The organism is Salinimonas chungwhensis DSM 16280 (assembly GCF_000378185.1).
In the GTDB taxonomy this organism is placed as follows: domain Bacteria; phylum Pseudomonadota; class Gammaproteobacteria; order Enterobacterales; family Alteromonadaceae; genus Alteromonas; species Alteromonas chungwhensis.
The window spans coordinates 76,968-94,915 of sequence record NZ_KB899390.1 but is presented as its reverse complement, the minus strand read 5'-3'; the positions used below and the strand labels follow the sequence as shown (position 1 = coordinate 94,915).

The window sequence follows — 17,948 nt, the reverse complement described above, 5'->3', positions numbered from 1 at the left end:
TTCCTTATATCTCGGGGCAACAATACGGCCCAATATTGTTTTAACGATGATAAATCATCTTATAGTGCGCCGTTTTCCCATGGCCCAGTAATCGCGAAGGTTACGCCCGGAGACTGAATATTGACGAACAACCAGCGGCCGTAAAAACACGCCCCACACCATTCCCGGCTGGTGAAGCTGCGACGGTTAGAACCATCAGAAGAATCTCCAACATTGTCGGTGAAACCTGAAGCAACCCCTGGGTATACTTCATCGATAACAGCAAGGTCGCCCTGATCCAGGAAGATACGGTTTTCGCAAAATGTGAAGGTTTCGCCGCTTTGGGTCAGACCAACTAACCGTTTAGGATCGGAGCCGCCATCTTCACACATTAAAATGCTACCCCTGGGACTTACTGCGATATTGTCTGGGCCATCAACCTGCGATGTGCTGGTTGACTCAAAGACAACTTTAAGTTGCTGACGGCGTGGATCAAAACAAAAGATTTGACCCAGATTTGCCGCGCCGCCAGATGTGGAGACAAAGTAAATTTTTCCATCGTCATACCAGCAGCCTTCGCCCCGCTCGATGATGGCTGCATTAGTAGCCTGATCAAAGCAGCTTTCATTAAAAGCATCAGGCTCAGGAACTTCTTGCCAGGTCACATCGTACGTGGTGCCTTCAACCAGACCGCCGCGCAGGTCAAGACGAGGAGTATCATTGAGCACCATGGCGTAGAGTGTGCCACCTGATTTGAGATTTCCCCACCCACCAGCTGGTTCAAATTTATAGAATGCAGAACTACCGCGATCTTCCGTCATATAGACAATACTGGTTGCAGGATCGACGGCGACCGCTTCATGTGTGAAGCGACCCATTTCACGAATAGGGATACCGTCTGAAACGCCAAAACCTGGCACTTCAAAAATATAACCATGGGGGATATCCTGCGCATACATATAGGTTTCTTCACATGAAAGCCAGGTGCTCCACGGAGTAGGACCGCCCGCACAATTGCGGATCGTGCCGCCCAGGCTGTTGTAAGAAGACAGAAACTTACCGTTAACCACATCAAACAACACGTTCGTTGTTCCACCATATTGCGCAGGATTGTAAACACCACGTCCCCGCAAGGGTTCACATTTATGTCCTTCCCCTTCGCTAAGCTCGTGGTTGCGTACCAGACAAATCACGTTTTGCTTTGCTGCAACAACGGCCATACCATCGTGATCAGTGGGGGTTGGTGTGCGATCGGACTGAATCTGTCCGGTCCAGCCATATGAGGTATATTCAAAACCTTCAGGCAGTGCCAGTAGCTCTAGACCTGTTGCTTTGCACGCTTTCGTCGTAAGCGGACCGTAACTGGAGGAAAATGGTAGTGTTGCGCCTTTGGCAGATAAGGAAGCCAGTGCTGTACTGGCAGCGACAACAGAGCCGCCTTTAACAAAATCGCGGCGGTTGACCGCCGGCTGAACAGCATTAATTTCGTTTGAATCTTTAGACATTTCTTTCACCTGTTTAATTCGTTTTTAGTGGTTGGAACCCTGTACCTCCAGGGACGCCTTCCCGGTCTTGCTAACTACTAAACTAAGGTGAAAAAATGACAGTTAGTCGTCATTTTATTGACGATTAAGCGAACAAAATATGACAGTTTTCTGAACAAAAAATTCAAGGTAACCATACATATATATTATTAGTGAGAAATCATCAAACAGCAGCCGTTTCGTTTTTTGCGGCGCGTTTTTCTGTAAGCGAAACGAGATAAATGGAGACTTCATAGAGCAAAATAATTGGCATACCAAGCGCAATTTGCGATATTAAATCCGGTGGCGTGATAAACGCAGCGAATAAAAAAATTATCACTATTGCGTGACGTCGGTAGTGTTTGAGCGTGTGTGATGTCAATAAGCCCGTTTTCGCCAAAACGAGGACCAAAACAGGTAGTTCGAAACTCAGTCCAAAAGCAAGAATAAGTTTAATCACCAATGACAGGTATTCGCTGACTTTGGCTTCCAGTTCGACCCGAATGACTTCATTGCCACCAGCGGTCTCAAAACTCATAAAAAACTGCCAGGCCATCGGCATGACGACGTAAAATGCCAGCGCCGCGCCCGCAGTGAAAAGCACTGGTGTCATCACAAAAAGCGGCATAAAACTTTTTTTTTCCTGCTCATACATTCCGGGTGCAAGAAAACGCCACACCTGAATAAGTATAAGCGGAATTGAAAAGAATAACGCCGTGAAAAACGCCAGTTTAAGGTAGGTAAGAAACGCCTCCTGTAACCCGGTATATATCATTCTTCGCTGGTTTTGAGCGCCAAATTGCTCCAGTAATGGCTGTTGCAAAAAGTGATAGATGTCGGTAGAAAAATAATAGCCCAGCGCAAACACCGATATAAAAAAAGCAAGACAATAAAGCAGACGAGTGCGTAACTCGATAAGATGTGTCAGCAGGGGGGCTGAGGAATTATCAATCTGCTCTTCATTCATGCCCGCTTTCCTTTTGTATTTCCGTTTTTGGTTTTGCTTCCTCTGCCTGTCGCCTGGCGTTATCAATTTTAGCTTTACGCTCGGCGTGCTGCTCTGCGCTCATCGATCCGGGCCGGAAATCAGCAGGCAAATTTCTGATATCTTCAGGCAGAAAAGCGCGCCAGCTTTCATCACCAGGCTGGGCTTTGCCGGACACAATATTCACTTCTTTGGTCAGCTGATTCATACCGCCCTGTAAATCGGCGTAAGTTTTCTTCATCTTCCTTATGAAGCGCCCAAACATTTGAAAAAATTCGGGCAGATCTTTAGGTCCGATGATGATGAGCGCCAGTACGCCAACGAAAAAAAGTTCGACCCAGCTCAAATCAAGCATTTTTCTGCTCTGCTGTGACATCTTGCTCAGATGCTGTCTGCTCGCCTGATTTGTGCTCGATTTTTTGCTCTGTAGAAGATTGCGATGAAGTATCAGATTTTTCATCCTGCAGCCCCTGTTTAAAGGAGCGAATCCCAGACGCAACATCCCCCATTAGAGCAGGGATCCTGCCTCGCCCAAATAACAGAATAACAATAAGTAAAACCAGCATTACTTGCCACATACTAAGACCCATACCTGGCCTCCGAATTTGATGTTGTATTCATAGTGGGAGCTAAATATGACTGAACCATGACGATTAAATGAACAATTCGTTAGCGTTTAATTGGCGTGTCGTTCAAACTCGCCGGATTGCTGTATTTGGGTTCTTTAAAAATCAGATTCGGTTGGACAAAAAGCGACAAAAGGTATTGTTTTAAAGCATCCAAAATTCATATGCGCCACTGTCTTATTCTTCGGGGCCAACATATCGGTATAGCGCGCAAGCCCCGCCACAGCAGTTGTATTATTAAAGGTTTTTTGTGACCATTAGAGGACAAAGTGGCATGGCCAAACCTCGCCGAATATTGGCTTTGTTGCAAGGAAATGTGTACCTTATTACCAGTGAGTGATGCACAAAGTAACCAAATAATTCATGACATCGTTAAAAGTTTCTAAACGCTTTGTTATTGCCGGAATATGTGTTGTTAGTTTGGTTTCCTGTACGGGTAAAACGCCTTCTTCAACAACGTCTACTCCGTCGCGCGCGCAGCCCACTGAATTAGTCATCAGTAAAGCAGACTACGAGCAGGCCATGTACGGATTCTGGCTTGGCCAAAGCATTGCGAACTGGACGGGACTGGTAACCGAAATGGATAAGGTTGGCAACGTAGGGCCAATCAAAACCGGCGCATTTTACACCTCAGATGACTGGGGCCAACCCGATACGCCAAGTATCTGGGGCCAAGGTGTACCCAGCGATTTGTCCAAAACTATCGATTTTGTGTTTGCCGAGGACGATGAACCCTGGGGCTCTGACGACGACACCGATATTGAGTATATGTACCAGACACTTCTTGCTGAGCATCAGGCTACACAGCTTAGTGCCCGACAGATTCGCGATGGTTGGCTTAGGCATATATATTCAAGCAAGGAGATTACCCCTTATGGTAAAGACCCAGAAGGTAATTATGAGAATTATCTGTGGGTATCTAATCAGACTGCTTATGATTTAATGCTGGAGGGTGTGCTGCCTCCGTCAACCGGTCTGCCGGAAAATAACCCTCATTACGATATGATCGACGCACAGCTGACCACGGAAATTTTTGGCTTTTTTGCCCCAGGCAGACCGGATCTAGCCCTAACAATGGCAGATCTCCCTATACGTACTGTCGCTTATGGCGAAGCTGCCTCTATCGCTGAGTTCTATGTAGTTATGTACTCGCTGGCTGCTAATTTTATCGGGCAGCACGTAGGTAAATCAGACATTGTGTGGATGGCGAACACCGCCAGATCTTATCTTCCGGATGCAGAATATCCAGCTAAGATGTACGATTTTGTGTTGCGTCACTATCAGCAGGGTTATACGTGGGAAGAAACCCGCGATGCGGTTTACCAACACTACCAGGTTGAGGAGCGGGACGGATACACTATGACGTCCAGAAATTTATACTGTAACGGTTGTTTTGCAGCCGGAATTAATTTTGCGTCCAGTCTGGTCAGCCTGTTTTACGGTGAAGGTGACTATAAGGAAACCGTTAAAATAGCGACCTTAGCAGGTTGGGACTCGGACAACCCAGCTGCTACGTGGGGAGGGATGTTGGGCTTTATACTGGGCAAAGAAGGCTTAGAGGATACTTTCAACCGCTCTTTTTCTACGACATTTAATATCCATCGAACAAGACGTAATTTTGAAAAGGACGGTGTTATACCATTAGCCGATATGGCTGCTACAGGCGTGAAGATCACTGACAGAGTACTAAAAGCCAACCGTATAGCAGGGGCTCAGGCTGATAGCTGGCAGATAAAAAATCCTGTGAATATGCCGCAAAACCACCAGCATTGATTTTAAATCGGTTAAATTTACGGTAATTTTATCAATTAGTCTGAGGTTAGTCGTAACGAACAGCCAAATTGATTAATATCAAAAGCCAGTCCTTGCCTGTATCGAGGCTGGCCGATGAATACGCTTAAACCGGGGCGTAAAGAACCTGTGTTTCAGCGTAGCGCATTGCACTGGGCTGACTAGGTAAGCTGGCCTATCAGGCAGAAACAATACTGTGCAAGATGTTTGCAAAGAAATTCGACGCATATGCATCATTCTTGTTTTACCGACAACGCTACCGGCTGGCTATAACGCCAACCGATATTGTTGGTACTCCTGTCTTCAGGTGTTCATTTTTTCAACCTGTTCTTCTACGGGCTTTCCGTTATCATTAAACTTTGCAATCTCAGCACCGGATGACTTCCATTCCTCGCGCTCTTCCTCAGTTGCTTTGGGCGAAAACCAATCCATATACGCGTAAAATATTCCTATCAATGGCGCCGTCCAGCATGCAAATGCCAGGGGGATATACAGTAAGTTTTCTAAATTATCTCCCGAAATTCCCAGCCCCAGCGCGGATATAACAAATGCCCCGCCGGCATTCCAGGGGATCAGGGGAGACATTAAGGTTCCGCCTTCCTCAACAGCCCGAGACAAGTTCAGCGTAGAATAACCCATGCCGCGGTAGACAGGAGAGAACATCCGTCCCGGTAACGCAACTGATAAGTATGGGTCGCCCGCCACCAGGTTGGTTGAAAACGCCGTTCCCACTGCAGCTATCTGTGTACCCGCAAATGTTTTTGCTTTGCTTTTTATCGAATTGATTATACTTTTCAGACACCCTGTGGTTTCTAATGCCCCACCAAAGGCAAGGGCAATAAATACCAGCGATATGGTCCACATCATGGATTGAATACCACCACGATTAAGCAAACTGTCTATCTCGCTTATGCCCGTTTCGATGGAGTAGCCATTGTTGGCATAATCAAAGACAGACTGCAGGCTCTGTCCCTGCGCAATCATTGCGTATGCGCCCCCTACCACAACACCTACAAATAGCGAGGGTAATGGCGGCAGCTTCCTAAGCGCCAGCCCCATGACCACAAGCGCCGGTAGTAACGCCCATAATGAAATATCAAAATTGGTTTCTAACGTGGTAGTGATACCTTCTATTTTTTCAAAAGACACACTTTGTGTATCAATAACAAAATAGCCCACGCCCAGATAAACAAAAAACGCAATTAACATGGCCGGAATAGTGGTGGCCATCATATTTTTAATGTGAGAAAACACGTCTGTTCCGGTCACCGCGGGGGCGAGATTAGTCGTATCAGACAATGGCGATACCTTATCACCGAAAAACGCACCAGAGACCACCGCACCGGCCGTCCAGTACATGGGGATGTCAAACCCTCCGCCAATGCCCATTAGCGCCAGGCCGACTGTACCAACACTTCCCCAGCTTGTCCCGAGCGACACTGCTACCACTGCACATATAACCATTGCTGCAGCCAGGAAAATCTCAGGGGATAATGTTTTCAACCCAAAGTAAATAATGGTCGGCACAGTCCCGCTCGCAATCCAGGTGCCGATAATCATGCCTACCACAATAAGGACACTTACAGCCGGTAACGCCACATGGATGACTTTGAAAATACCTTCCCGAACCTCTTCCCATTTAAGTCCAAGGTAAATACCCACAAAGCTTGCCAACGCAACGCCAATGGCAAGAGGAATATGGGGCTCGAATACGCCAAAATAGAATATCTGTGTCCCGAGTATAATAAGTGTCAGAACAACAGGCGTTAGTGCAAGTGATAGGCTTGGTGTCGCGTGCTGTTCGTCTTTCATATTACTTCCTTATCGTTGAAACTGATTATTTTTGTTATCGCCGTGCTTAAAAAAGCATGCCTTGAACAGGCGCCATCAAATTATTGATTATCCGTATAAAGTCATATGTACGGGTCTGGTAACGGAATAGATTGAGAAAAAAAGCGACGCGGCAGGTAAATGAGCTTTTCACGCTGTCTGAATAATAGTGACTTTGCAGATAGCTGCCTCTGGTGCGCGTTTATTGCGGCAATCTGATAGGAGGCTGGGATAGATAATCAAGGATCGCCGTTGCAGCTGACCATTTGTCGCTCACTACGGCTTGTTAGTTTGCCCGAAGGGCCCAGACCAATGGGCTGGATCATAAAATTACATTTATCAATATCGCCACCGATATGTTGTCATCAAAATGTCAGGCATCTTTGATAGAGTGGTAAGTTCTGCTTTGTATCGTTAAAAGATGCATTTTCTAATCTCTGGAAGGTCAGCACACTATGCTATTTCGCGCCCTGGTTATCGTCTTCAGTCTGTATCCTGCCTGCTCAGTCTGGGCTACGGATATCATTGCGCATCGGGGAGCATCAGGCTATTTGCCTGAGCATACACTGGAAGCTGCCACACTAGCCTTTGCCCAGTTTCCCGACTACATAGAACAGGATGTTGTGTTAGCCGCCGATGATACCCCTATTGTGTTGCATGATATTCATCTGGAAACCGTTACCAATGTCGAGCAGGTTTTCCCCAACAGGGCGCGTGCAGACGGTCGCTTCTATGTGCGGGACTTTACGCTGGCTGAGCTGCGAAAATTGCAGGTCCATGAGCGCCAGACAAAGGAACATGCCGACGTATTTGCGCACCGGTATTCAGGGTCGACAGCACATTTTACGATAGCCACTTTAGCTGAACATATTGAACTGATACGAGAGCTTAATGCCGCCTACAATCGAAAAACTGGCATGTATATCGAAATTAAATCGCCCCGCTGGCACAACAAGGAAGGTGCTGATATTTCAAACATCGTTCTGCAGACGATTAACCAGGAAGGCTTAACAGCGCCAGATTCACGGCTGGTTTTGCAGTGTTTTGACTTTGCCGAGATCAAGCGTATTCGGCAGCAATTGAATTATAAGGGAACACTGATTCAGTTAGTGGGCCTGAACAGTTGGCAGGAGTCTCAGACTGATTATGACTGGCTTCTCAGTGAGCCGGGACTGGACGCGCTGGCCACAGTAGCAGATGGGATTGGGCCCTGGATCCCGCAAATGTTTGATAAACCTGAGGCAGCGAAGGGACTGGGTGAGGTGCGTGAGTGGGTCAGACAGGCCCAGACCAGAAAATTACTGTTGCATCCCTACACATTTCGCACTGATGCGTTACCTAACGGGATTAGTAGCCAGCAATTACTGCAGCGGCTTTTCAACGATGCCAATGTCGATGGAATTTTCACCGACCAGGTGCCACCGGTGAAAGCCTATCTGGAACATAACCGCTAGCTTTTAGATAACCGCACCACTACCCGACGGTTCAGCGCCCTGCTATCGCTGTTTTTATTCGACGCGATATGACGCTTTTCACCATGGCCGGTAAGCTCAATGCGGTCATCTGATACTCCAAGCGCCGTCAAATAGTCTTTTACATAACCGGCGCGCTCGATAGACAGTTGTTCGTTATTCCAGCGTCCGCCGTAGCTGTCGGTATAACCATCTAACAGAACCAACTCAAGGTTGCTGTCTTCCTTAAGATATTCCCCTATCATTTGAAGACGCTTTTCAGCATAGCTGGTCAGTTCTGTACTGTTTTTTTCATAAGACAGCACAGTGTATGCAATATCATCGAAGCTGTAAGGCAAAAGCTGAGAAACACAATTGACGAACTTTTGATAGGTACCCGAAAAATTACTGGCATTGAGCGCCACCGCCACTTTGTCGTAGCGGTTGTACCAATCTTTATAATAAATCGTTGGCCAATAGCCTTTTTCCAGCTCGCTTAACATGGTCCAGGCGGCTTCTTCCGGTAAATCGCCATTGTACTGTTTGCGCAGTTGCATATTGGCGATTTCGCGTGCACTCTGCCCAGGCATCCACTTAGGAGGCACTGAGTAGACCGCCGCAATACCAAACTTTTTAGGGAGTAATGCCATCTCCATCTCAAATTCCATATTCAGATGTTTCGATGCCACACTGGTAAATGTTGCTTTACCGTAGCCGGGTACCGCATGGGATAATTCACACTGTAACCGGTTTTGCTTGTCCATAAGCCAGTCAGAAGATTCTACTGCCGCTGCATACTGGCGCATGGCAGCGTTACTGCCAAATGCACTGAGTAAACCAAGTCCAAGTAGAATCTTATTTTTCAATCGCATGCCTGTACCATCTGAATAGGTTTCAACTGTCTATAACAATATCGTCAGATTGAACAAAAAGTTTAGCATACAATCCGCACCGCTCTGGTGACTTTATGCCCGGCATGGCGTATGGCTGCAGACAGGGCTGGATATGCAGGTTGATTACTGAGATAATTTTCTTTTATAGCTTACGTTTTCCTTTATCTGGAATAACGCGTCAAAAGAGGTTCTATGGCCGACGAAACTCCCACCCTGTCTACCCGCTTCAGAGGTTACTTTCCGGTTGTGATTGATGTGGAAACCGCAGGGTTCAATGCGGGTACCGACGCATTACTCGAGCTTGCCGCGGTGACGCTGAAAATGGACGCGCAGGGCGTGCTGCATCCGGATCAAACTTACCATACCCATGTCACGCCGTTTGAAGGGGCTAATCTTGAGCCAGCTGCCCTTGAGTTCAATGGCATAGATCCCACCTGCGCATTACGCGCAGATATCGCAGAAACAGAGGCGATGAAAGGTTTATGTAAAATGATTCGTAAAGCCCAAAAAGCAGCAAATTGTCAGCGCTCTGTCATTGTGGCCCATAATGCCAGTTTCGATCAGAGTTTTGTTAATGCTGCGCTGGCCAGAAGCCAGATCAAACGTCCCCCTTTTCACCCGTTTGTGTCTTTTGATACAACATCGTTGGCCGGTTTAGCCCTGGGTCAGACTGTTTTGGTGAAAGCCTGTCAGGCGGCTGGAATCGCTTTTGATCAAAAAGAAGCACATAGCGCACTCTATGATGCCGCTCGTACTGCTGAGCTCTTTTGCTATATTGTAAATCGTTACCAATCACTCGGTGGCTGGCCCTTGACGCCACCTGCTGATTAAGCTTGCGGCCCGACTGCTGGGAAGTAGGGGTAAATGCTGTACACGGCAGGGTTATTGTCCGGATGGGGTGTTGAGGTTACAGCATGTTTTTATACCTGTGACTCATGATCTTTGCCCTCTAAAGATCATCGCAGTTTATTTTCCATACAAAACAACTTCTATAAAATCAAACACTTTTCTTCCAAACAAGAATTTTTATCATCCGCCCTCTTGATCCAAACGTAAATGGCAACTATTATCATTTGCAGTGATTTTTAGGGGATTCAGTCGATGTACGTATGCATGTGCTATGGTGTTACCGATAAAGCAATTCAGCGCGCGGTTGAGACTCACGGTGTTGGTAATCTTCGTGAGTTGCGAGATGTGATGGAGGTAGGCAGCCAGTGTGGCAGATGTATAACAATGACCCAGGAAATTATAGACGCTACCATCGTTGATGAGTCTCTGTTTAAAGAAGTCTGTTAATCGTAATATCAATCATATCATTGCTTAGCCATAGCCTGACCGCACATTTTTAAAAAACAATCGCTAAATTTGCATAGTAAAAACCGCCATTAATGCCTCCAGGCGATGTTGGTGGATATTTTGCTCCCACTTGTTCCCGATAAGGATTTAGTTCAGGCCGGGTATCGAGGATATTCTCTGCCCCCACTGAAAATGTCAGCAGTTCAGTCATCATCCAGGAAATTTCCACATCCAGTGTGGTTACCGCGCCAGAGTAAATATCAAAACCAGCTGCGGCATCCAGATGATCTTCGTAAAAACGCCCAAAGTAGTTTGCCCGCCACAAGCCAGTGAACGTCTCCCAGTGATGCTTAACCGTTAACGTTGCCCGGTGCGCTGGCAGATTATCTTCCAGCATTCTGATTCGCGCCGGTGTCAGGTTTGCCTGAAGCAAGCGCTCGCCCGCTTCTGTGACTACCGGATATAAAGATACCCTCTCTACCTGCGTGTCGGTCCAGTTATACGCCAGGTTGATATTGTGAGTGAATGGCCCGGAAGCCACCTCGTAATGCGCGACAACATCAATTCCCTGTGTGTGAGTGTCAAAATCATTAGTAAAATATTTTGCGGCAGCGTACTGTGATGCATCGTCCTGGCCAAGCGCAAGTAAAGCGATACGATCTGCCTCCGTGAGTGTAATCGCAGAAGTGGTACTGATGCGATTTCTTAAATCGATGTTGAAATAATCCAGCGTCAGATAGAAGGTATCATCGAAAAATGCAACCGCCCCTAAACTGTAATTCACCGATTGTTCCGGTTTTAGGGCATTGGCGCCTAACTGTATCGAAATAGGATGCGTAGGCGGCAGCGTCGCCTGATCTTCCAATCCACTGGCTGCATAAGCGGTGGTTACATTAATTACATTACTCTGCCCTACTGTCGGGGCTTTGAAACCTGTACTGATTGAGCTACGCAGAGCCAGTTGGCGGTTAAGCGGCAGACGTAAGGTTAATTTTCCGTCCAGTGTAGAGCCAAAATCGGAAAAGTGTTCGGCGCGCACTGCAATGCCGGTTTCCAGCGCTGCAATCTGCGTCTCGGCATCTAAATAAAATGCCCAGTTGTGTCGACTCCAATGCCCCGCCGATGCCGGCTGATAGCCGGGGAAACCATTGGAGCCAATACTAAACCCCTGAGATAAACCTGTATCTGGATTAAAAGCATAAGGACCAGCCTGCCATGACTGGGCATCTCCGGCCCGCTGATGATAAGTTTCTCGTCGCCATTCCAGGCCCATGCCCAGATTAATGTCAGCAATCTGGTCGGAGGGTACCTGCAGGACTTTGGTAATATCCAGATTAACCGTCCGCTCTACCTGCGCTACCCCGCCCGGGTTAAACTCAGTAGGGCTGTCCGGCCCCAGCGAAGGGTTGATGGTTTCAGACAATGAATAATCAATAGTGGAGTAGCCTACACCTGCACTAATATCGTAGCTCCAGTGGGAATCTGTCTCACCTTTCATACCCAAAAAAAACGCTGCGTCGTCAATGGTGCCTCCGAAGCGAGGGGTAAATCCGCCAGGATACTGCTCGTTAAACGCAAAACAGTTCTGACCAACGTCAGTCTGATCGTCGGCAATTTGTTGATAGTCTGGCTGGCTCAAGACATTTGGCGTCTCAATAAAAATTGTGGGGCATTCTATTCCATGGTTCAGACCATCCAGATCAGCTACCAGTAGCTGTCGCCCCTGCTCGGTAGGCCGGCTGAATACTCCATCGCGCAGATGGGGATTGCGATAGAAAAACCCACCTTCTATTTCACGGGTTGCAGCATTTGCAAAGGCGTACAACGTTTTGTTTCCGCGCAACGGATAACCAAAATTGCCGGCCAGCTTCACATCATGATTGACCGCCAGCGTACCCCACACCTGCGCGGGCTCCTCAATAAATGGGTTGCCAGCTGCTGTCAATGTACTGGCATCATGTCGCTGCACAGTACGCGAGGTAGCTTGTTGCTGACTGTACTCAGCGGTAAGATTAGCAAAACCGTCGTCTCCTAACGGTAGACCGATATTTCCATGAAGCTGTATCAGTTGCCCGTCTGACTCAAAATATTCACCGGCTTTCACTGACACACTGCCCCCCTGCGCCTCGTCTTTAAGCACAAAATTAATGACTCCGGCAATGGCATCCGAGCCGTATTGCGCTGCCGCGCCATCCCTTAGCACCTCCACCTGCTGCATCGCACTTGCAGGAAGCACAGAGATATCGGGGCCCTGAGCGCCGTCAGACAGCCCACCGCCTAAAAATGTAATGACAGCAGAGCGGTGACGGCGCTTGCCGTTAAGTAACAACAATGTGTGATCAGCAGCCATCCCTCGCAGATTGGCTGGCCTTACCAGACTGGTGGCATCATTAATGGGCTGATCATTAACATTCAAAGAAGGCACCGCCGCAGCAAGCACGTCTAACAGGTTGGCCCCGGCCTGGGCCCGAAAGGCACTTTGCGTAATGATATCCAGCGGTACTGCTGACGACGTCACGCTGCGCGGTGCGTTTCGAGAACCAACAACAGCAATACGTTCGAGTCCAAAAGCCAGTGGTGCTGGCTCATCATCTTTATCGTCAGTATCGGCGGTAGGCGGCGTCACCAGTTCACTGACATGCCTGACGGTATAGGTGCCGGTGGGATCGATATGGACAGTAAGGTCTGTACCTGCTAAAAGCGCCTGCAAACCGTTCTGTAAGGAAAAGTTACCATGCAAAGAATTCGTACTAAATTGCTGAACCAAATCGTAGTCAAACAACAACGTAGTATCAGCCTGTTTGGCAAACTCAGTCAGGGCTTCATCAGCTGACCGCGCCGATATAGAAAAGTCATACGTGGGTTGCGCTGCTATGCTTTCGTTAGCAAAACTAAGCAATAAAAGTAAAACCAGGATCCCCGTAGTACGCGGTAAATCATTCATTGAGGTTGAGCAGGCCCGATAGAAACTGTCATATCAGTTCAACAATTACAGGCAAATAATTCAACATGCACGGTAGACTGTGGCCTGAGTAATGGCAGATTGCATAGTTATTGTAACAATAACGTCATACTGGCACATATATTCAGCAAAAAAAATATACTTATGGCGGGGGACTTACATTCATTACCCCGCCTGCCCATCATCCCCTGACTGATACAGCTGGATGACAAGTCCTTCGGCACGCTTGTGGCTGATATCAAAGCTATTGCGAAGAGCCGCCAACAAACCACTTATATCACCAACTTTGAAATAGCCGGCTACACGTTTCCCCCGAAGATTTTCATCCATAATTTCAAAGGTAACCGGTGTGTAGCGACCAATCTCTTTCAACGCCGCTTCCAGGGGCTCGCCGGTGAATACAATCATCCCCTCTTGCCACGCCAGATCCTGTTGCATAACATCCGCATTTAATCTGCGTCGCTCACTAATTTCGCCTTTTACATTCGCTTTTTCACCGGACACCAGCAATTGTTTGTCAGCACTGACGTCTGGATTAATAAGTGCAGTAGCGTCGCTACTAAGTGTGGCATCAGATAACTCGCGGACCAAGACTTTTCCTTCCGTCACCACTAACTCAAAGCCGTCTTGTTCCGTCAGCTGCATATTGAAGGCAGTGCCGATGGCTGTCACGGTATTTGCCCCGGCCTCAACAATAAAGGGTCTGTAATAATCGTGGGCAACTGTAAAGTGCGCTTCCCCCTGTTTGAGCACAACCCGCCGGATAGCTCCACTGAAATCAGTTTCGACTACTGTATTAGTATTTAACTGTACCAGGGTGCCGTCCGCCAGCTTTATATCACGCTGTTCTCCTATCGCCGTCGCTACACGCTGGGCCACATGAGTACCGCTGGGTTCGGGACTGTTTAACCATGGCACCAGCCCAAGCAGCATAAAGCACAACGCTGTTACTATCACAGATGCGGCGATACCATGTCGATACCGGTAAAGGCCAAGACGCTGTTTCTGTGGTAGCACCGGTTGTTGTACCGGCGCCACTTCCTGCAACTTGCCAAGTACGCTCATATCATCCCACAGGCTGGCAAGCTCAAACAAAATACGACGATGACCCTGGCTACTGTTAAGCCAGTCCTGAAATGCCTGCTCTTCCTCGCCAGATAGCCCCCTATCAATTCGGCTAACCCATACAGACGCTTGCTCATAGATATCGTCTTTACTGGTGAAGTGACTGATATTGCTCATTGACTTCGAACATCCTGGCTTGATTTAGTATCCACGTCACCACCGACGTCTTCATTAAGCGCAGCCATATACTTAGTACACATCAACAGGCCTTTTGCGACATGCTTTTCAACTGTGCTTTGACTAAGCCCTAACAGCTCTGCAATTTCTTTTTGCTTCATACCGTAAATTTTTTTCAGTAAAAAGACACGTTTCACATCTGAAGAGAGTGTATCAGTAGCACGGCAAAACTGTAGAAACCGCTCTTTGCTCTCAACATTTTTTTCCAGCGTATGGCCCACCAGCTCATAGGGTAAGGCGTCCATATTTTCGATAGGATCATTCAGGATGCTTGCAGCACTGGTAACATGATTGAGGGCCAGGTTACGCACGGTACGCAACATATAAGTTCGCTGATACTCAATGTTGTGATCCAGTTGTGCTTCATAACTTTTCACAAAAGCTTCCTGAACAATGTCCTCAATATCGTCCTTACTTACAATCGCACTGACCGCACGCATAAGTTTGCTACGATATTTCATAAATGTGTCAGCAAGAGTATTTTTATCGGACATTCGTCGAGTAGTAAATAATGGTTGCGCCAGCCTGTTTTATATAGTGCAGCAGGCCGGCCTGGTTGTCATCTGTTTAACAAACAAAACCCGTAAGCAAATGTAAAGGGGCTGCCGCCCCTAATCATTAAAACGTATAAATTGCCCGGGCGTAATAGAACCCACCGTTGATGCCAATGGGTGATGTAACAGGGTACGCTGCGCCTGCCACCTCATTATCATACAACGTATTTTCATCAGGGTATTCATCCAGCGCATTCTTTGCGCCGACTACCAGCTGAATAGTTTCACCGATAAAGTAACCCACTTCTAAATCAAGGGTAATTTCACTGCTGATATCTTCGATTGGCAAGGCTGAATCCAAATGGTCCTCGTAAATGCTGCCAAAATAGTTCAGGCGAGCCAGCACACGCCAGTCTCCATTCATATGATTAGCCGTCAGGCTCCAGCGTGAAGAGGGCAAGTTGTCCTCTAACATACGAATCCGTTCCTGGGATATATTATCGGATGCTTCATCCACTTCTGTAGACGTCCAGTTGTACGCCAGAGAGTAACGGGTATCACCTCCAAACATCTCCTGACTGTAATTGGCAACCACATCCACCCCTTCGGTCGTCGTATCAAAATCATTAGTAAAGAAACTAACCTCTGAGAAGCTTGAAGCGTCACTAACGCCCTGAGCGAGCAGTTCCGCAATATCTTCATCCGTAAGCTTGATACCCGAAGTAGTACTGATACGGTCTGTAAGCTCGATATTGTAGTAGTCAATGGTCATAAACAGACCATTATCAAAATTCGCTACCAATCCGAAACTGATACTTTCAGATTCTTCAGGCGTCAGCACCGTGCCACCCTTTTGTACTGAAATAGGATCGGTCGGTGGCAGCGTAGCCCGGTCAATCAACTCGCCGTCCGTGCCAAACGCCGTGGTCACATTACGAACGTTTGTCTGACCAATCGTTGGCGCCTTGAAACCTGTGGAAAATGCGCCACGCAGAGCAATCGCGTCTGTCAACTGCCAACGAGCAGAGATCTTACCCTTAGTCGTGTCACCAAAATCAGAAAAGTCTTCATAGCGTACCGCACCTGCCACCAGGAAGTTGTCAGTCAGATACATCTCCGCATCCAGATAAAAGGCAATGTTGTGTCGCGACGCCTCTCCCTGACTTCTGGCTGAAAGACCCGGAAATCCATTTGAGCCGATACCAAATCCTTGTGAAGCAAGCGGTCCTATTTCATAAGACGCAGTATCACCAGCGAAGCTTTCATAGCTTTCATGGCGGTATTGAAAGCCCCCAGCCAGAAACAATGGATCGGCCATGCCAATATCAACAGGTTTAGTCAGGCCTAAGTCGAAGGTTTGCTCAGACTGTGTGTATCGTCCTGGCTTAAACGAGGTCGGCGTGACAGGCCCCAAAGACGGATTAACCGTATTAGAGATGGCGAAGTCCACCTCGTTCTGGCCCAGATTGATGCTGACATCGTAGCCGACTTCATTAGCCAGTTCCCCTTTGGTGCCAAAGACCAATGACATGTCAGTGATGGTGCCACCAAATCTGGGCGTAAAGCCGCCAGGGAAAAGTTCGTTAAAGGCAAAACAATTGGCTCCGACGGCGGTGCTATTGTCGGCTATCAGGCCATAGTCCGCATCATCCAGCACGTTGCCATCACTGATACGTACAGTAGGACATTCAACACCACTACCTACGCCATCCAGATCGCCTACTAGCAACAAGGGCGTACCATCTGCATCTACACCTCCGTCATTAACACCGCCGCGGGTGTGCGGATTGCGATAATAGAAGCCACCTTCTACTTCACGCTCCGCATAATTTCCGAACATATATGCCTGGGCAGAATTACTCAGTTCCAACCCCAGGTTTGCAAATAGTTTAATATCATCTTTAATCTCCGGGTTTCCCCAGATTTGGGCCGGGTTTGCCACAAAAGTATTTCCGGCATCAATCAGCGCGGCGGCATCGTCTCGCTGGACACTCCGCGATGTCGGATCGGCGGTGCGGTACTCACCACTTAGATTAATAAAACCATTATCACTTAGGGGCAGGCCAATATTACCCGCCACCTGCATCATGTCGCCATCACCTTCGTAATAAGAGCCGTAGCGCGCCTCCGCCACACCGCCTTCGTCGTTATCTTTTAAAACAAAGTTAACCACACCGGCAATAGCATCAGAGCCGTATTGCGCCGCTGCTCCGTCACGCAAAACTTCAACTTGCTTGAGTGCTCCTGCGGGAATAACAGAGATATCGGGGCCCTGGGCGCCGTCAGATAGCCCGCCACCTAAAAACGTTATAACAGCCGAGCGATGGCGACGTTTACCGTTCACCAGTACCAGAGTATGATCGGATGCCATACCACGAAGGTTGGCTGGCCTCACCAGCGTTGAGGCATCATTAATAGGTTGTTCATTAACGTTAAAGGAAGGCACTACAGTTTGCAGCATCGATACCATATCAGTAGAGCCCTGATTTTTAAATTCCTCTTCGGATATGATGTCGATGGGCACGGGTGATGCCCCTACCGAGCGAGGTGCCGCACGAGTACCAACAACGGCAATTTTTTCTACATCATCCGCTGCTTCCTGTTCAGTCTGTGCAGACTGTTCCTGGGCAACCGCGGTATTAAAAGCAAGTAATGAGAGAGCAGCAGACGCTGCAAAGATACTACGCAAATGTTTGGTGAGTGGTGTCAACGATGTTTTCATAATTTCCCCGGAAAAATCTATTTTTCTCACTGCACCTCTGACAGGCATTATTATTATTTTTAGGTGCAATAAGCGTGTTTTAACTTGTCATAAC

At 47.7% G+C, this 17,948-nt stretch carries 14 protein-coding genes; 4 read left to right on the top strand and 10 right to left on the bottom strand.

All coding sequences use genetic code 11. The features are described from left to right. Positions 1-59: 59 nt before the first annotated feature. The 4 genes from F458_RS0116935 to F458_RS0116920 form a co-directional block, all read right to left on the bottom strand. A complete protein-coding gene (locus F458_RS0116935) occupies positions 60-1,484 on the bottom strand; it encodes an alkaline phosphatase PhoX (RefSeq protein ID WP_018984631.1) in 1,425 nt (474 codons plus the stop codon). 202 nt (positions 1,485-1,686) lie between these two features. After that, positions 1,687-2,469, bottom strand: coding sequence for a twin-arginine translocase subunit TatC (gene tatC, locus F458_RS19795; protein ID WP_018984630.1), 783 nt, complete (start codon positions 2,467-2,469; stop codon positions 1,687-1,689). Beyond that, complete coding sequence (locus F458_RS0116925; RefSeq protein WP_018984629.1) at positions 2,462-2,842, bottom strand: twin-arginine translocase TatA/TatE family subunit; 381 nt, start codon at positions 2,840-2,842, stop codon at positions 2,462-2,464. Before F458_RS0116925 ends, tatC begins: the two co-directional genes overlap by 8 nt. Next, positions 2,835-3,077, bottom strand: coding sequence for a twin-arginine translocase TatA/TatE family subunit (locus F458_RS0116920; RefSeq protein WP_026294756.1), 243 nt, complete (start codon positions 3,075-3,077; stop codon positions 2,835-2,837). The genes F458_RS0116925 and F458_RS0116920 overlap by 8 nt, the downstream gene beginning before the upstream one ends. A gap of 399 nt (positions 3,078-3,476) precedes the next feature. Between F458_RS0116920 and F458_RS0116915 the strand changes: the two genes are divergently transcribed. Next, positions 3,477-4,886, top strand: a complete 1,410-nt coding sequence (locus tag F458_RS0116915) for an ADP-ribosylglycohydrolase family protein (protein ID WP_018984627.1) — start codon at positions 3,477-3,479, stop codon at positions 4,884-4,886. Positions 4,887-5,207: 321 nt separating this feature from the next. Here the strand turns inward: F458_RS0116915 and nhaC are convergent, their stop codons facing one another. After that, the gene (gene nhaC, locus F458_RS0116910; RefSeq protein ID WP_018984626.1) at positions 5,208-6,716 is read right to left on the bottom strand and encodes a Na+/H+ antiporter NhaC; all 1,509 of its coding nucleotides are present in this window, start codon (positions 6,714-6,716) and stop codon (positions 5,208-5,210) included. Between the two features lie 473 nt (positions 6,717-7,189). On the opposite strand from nhaC, the gene glpQ reads away from it, so the two are divergent. Continuing rightward, the gene (glpQ, locus tag F458_RS0116905; RefSeq protein ID WP_018984625.1) at positions 7,190-8,188 is read left to right on the top strand and encodes a glycerophosphodiester phosphodiesterase; all 999 of its coding nucleotides are present in this window, start codon (positions 7,190-7,192) and stop codon (positions 8,186-8,188) included. Here the strand turns inward: glpQ and F458_RS0116900 are convergent. Further along, positions 8,185-9,057 carry a flagellar protein MotY gene (locus F458_RS0116900; protein ID WP_018984624.1) on the bottom strand — a complete coding sequence of 291 codons (873 nt, stop codon included), beginning with the start codon at positions 9,055-9,057 and terminating at the stop codon, positions 8,185-8,187. The genes glpQ and F458_RS0116900 overlap by 4 nt on opposite strands. 213 nt (positions 9,058-9,270) lie before the next feature. Between F458_RS0116900 and rnt the strand changes: the two genes are divergently transcribed. Together rnt and F458_RS0116890 are read left to right on the top strand one after the other, a co-directional pair. Then, entirely contained in the window at positions 9,271-9,909 is a 639-nt protein-coding gene (rnt, locus tag F458_RS0116895; protein ID WP_018984623.1) for a ribonuclease T, read from the top strand. A 270-nt stretch (positions 9,910-10,179) separates the two neighbouring features. Continuing rightward, positions 10,180-10,374, top strand: coding sequence for a (2Fe-2S)-binding protein (locus tag F458_RS0116890; protein ID WP_026294755.1), 195 nt, complete (start codon positions 10,180-10,182; stop codon positions 10,372-10,374). A 49-nt stretch (positions 10,375-10,423) separates the two neighbouring features. Here F458_RS0116890 and F458_RS0116885 read toward each other — a convergent pair whose 3' ends face one another. The 4 genes from F458_RS0116885 to F458_RS0116870 form a co-directional block, all read right to left on the bottom strand. Further along, positions 10,424-13,318 (bottom strand): TonB-dependent receptor, encoded by a 2,895-nt coding sequence (locus tag F458_RS0116885; protein ID WP_018984621.1) that lies wholly within the window; start codon positions 13,316-13,318, stop codon positions 10,424-10,426. 183 nt (positions 13,319-13,501) lie between these two features. Further along, complete coding sequence (locus tag F458_RS0116880; protein ID WP_018984620.1) at positions 13,502-14,578, bottom strand: FecR family protein; 1,077 nt, start codon at positions 14,576-14,578, stop codon at positions 13,502-13,504. Beyond that, a complete protein-coding gene (locus tag F458_RS19790; protein ID WP_018984619.1) occupies positions 14,575-15,132 on the bottom strand; it encodes an RNA polymerase sigma factor in 558 nt (185 codons plus the stop codon). Before F458_RS19790 ends, F458_RS0116880 begins: the two co-directional genes overlap by 4 nt. A gap of 124 nt (positions 15,133-15,256) precedes the next feature. After that, positions 15,257-17,854, bottom strand: a complete 2,598-nt coding sequence (locus F458_RS0116870; RefSeq protein ID WP_018984618.1) for a TonB-dependent receptor plug domain-containing protein — start codon at positions 17,852-17,854, stop codon at positions 15,257-15,259. Positions 17,855-17,948: the final 94 nt, after the last annotated feature.

Coding starts and splice junctions, on each gene's coding strand:
- F458_RS0116890 (WP_026294755.1), top strand. CDS start 10,180: ATGTACGTATGCATGTGCTATGGTGTTACCGATAAAGCAATTCAGCGC.
- F458_RS0116925 (WP_018984629.1), bottom strand. CDS start 2,842: ATGCTTGATTTGAGCTGGGTCGAACTTTTTTTCGTTGGCGTACTGGCG.
- F458_RS0116900 (WP_018984624.1), bottom strand. CDS start 9,057: ATGCGATTGAAAAATAAGATTCTACTTGGACTTGGTTTACTCAGTGCA.
- F458_RS0116935 (WP_018984631.1), bottom strand. CDS start 1,484: ATGTCTAAAGATTCAAACGAAATTAATGCTGTTCAGCCGGCGGTCAAC.
- glpQ (WP_018984625.1), top strand. CDS start 7,190: ATGCTATTTCGCGCCCTGGTTATCGTCTTCAGTCTGTATCCTGCCTGC.
- F458_RS0116915 (WP_018984627.1), top strand. CDS start 3,477: ATGACATCGTTAAAAGTTTCTAAACGCTTTGTTATTGCCGGAATATGT.
- nhaC (WP_018984626.1), bottom strand. CDS start 6,716: ATGAAAGACGAACAGCACGCGACACCAAGCCTATCACTTGCACTAACG.
- F458_RS0116920 (WP_026294756.1), bottom strand. CDS start 3,077: ATGGGTCTTAGTATGTGGCAAGTAATGCTGGTTTTACTTATTGTTATT.
- F458_RS0116880 (WP_018984620.1), bottom strand. CDS start 14,578: ATGAGCAATATCAGTCACTTCACCAGTAAAGACGATATCTATGAGCAA.
- rnt (WP_018984623.1), top strand. CDS start 9,271: ATGGCCGACGAAACTCCCACCCTGTCTACCCGCTTCAGAGGTTACTTT.
- F458_RS19790 (WP_018984619.1), bottom strand. CDS start 15,132: ATGTCCGATAAAAATACTCTTGCTGACACATTTATGAAATATCGTAGC.
- F458_RS0116870 (WP_018984618.1), bottom strand. CDS start 17,854: ATGAAAACATCGTTGACACCACTCACCAAACATTTGCGTAGTATCTTT.
- F458_RS0116885 (WP_018984621.1), bottom strand. CDS start 13,318: ATGAATGATTTACCGCGTACTACGGGGATCCTGGTTTTACTTTTATTG.
- tatC (WP_018984630.1), bottom strand. CDS start 2,469: ATGAATGAAGAGCAGATTGATAATTCCTCAGCCCCCCTGCTGACACAT.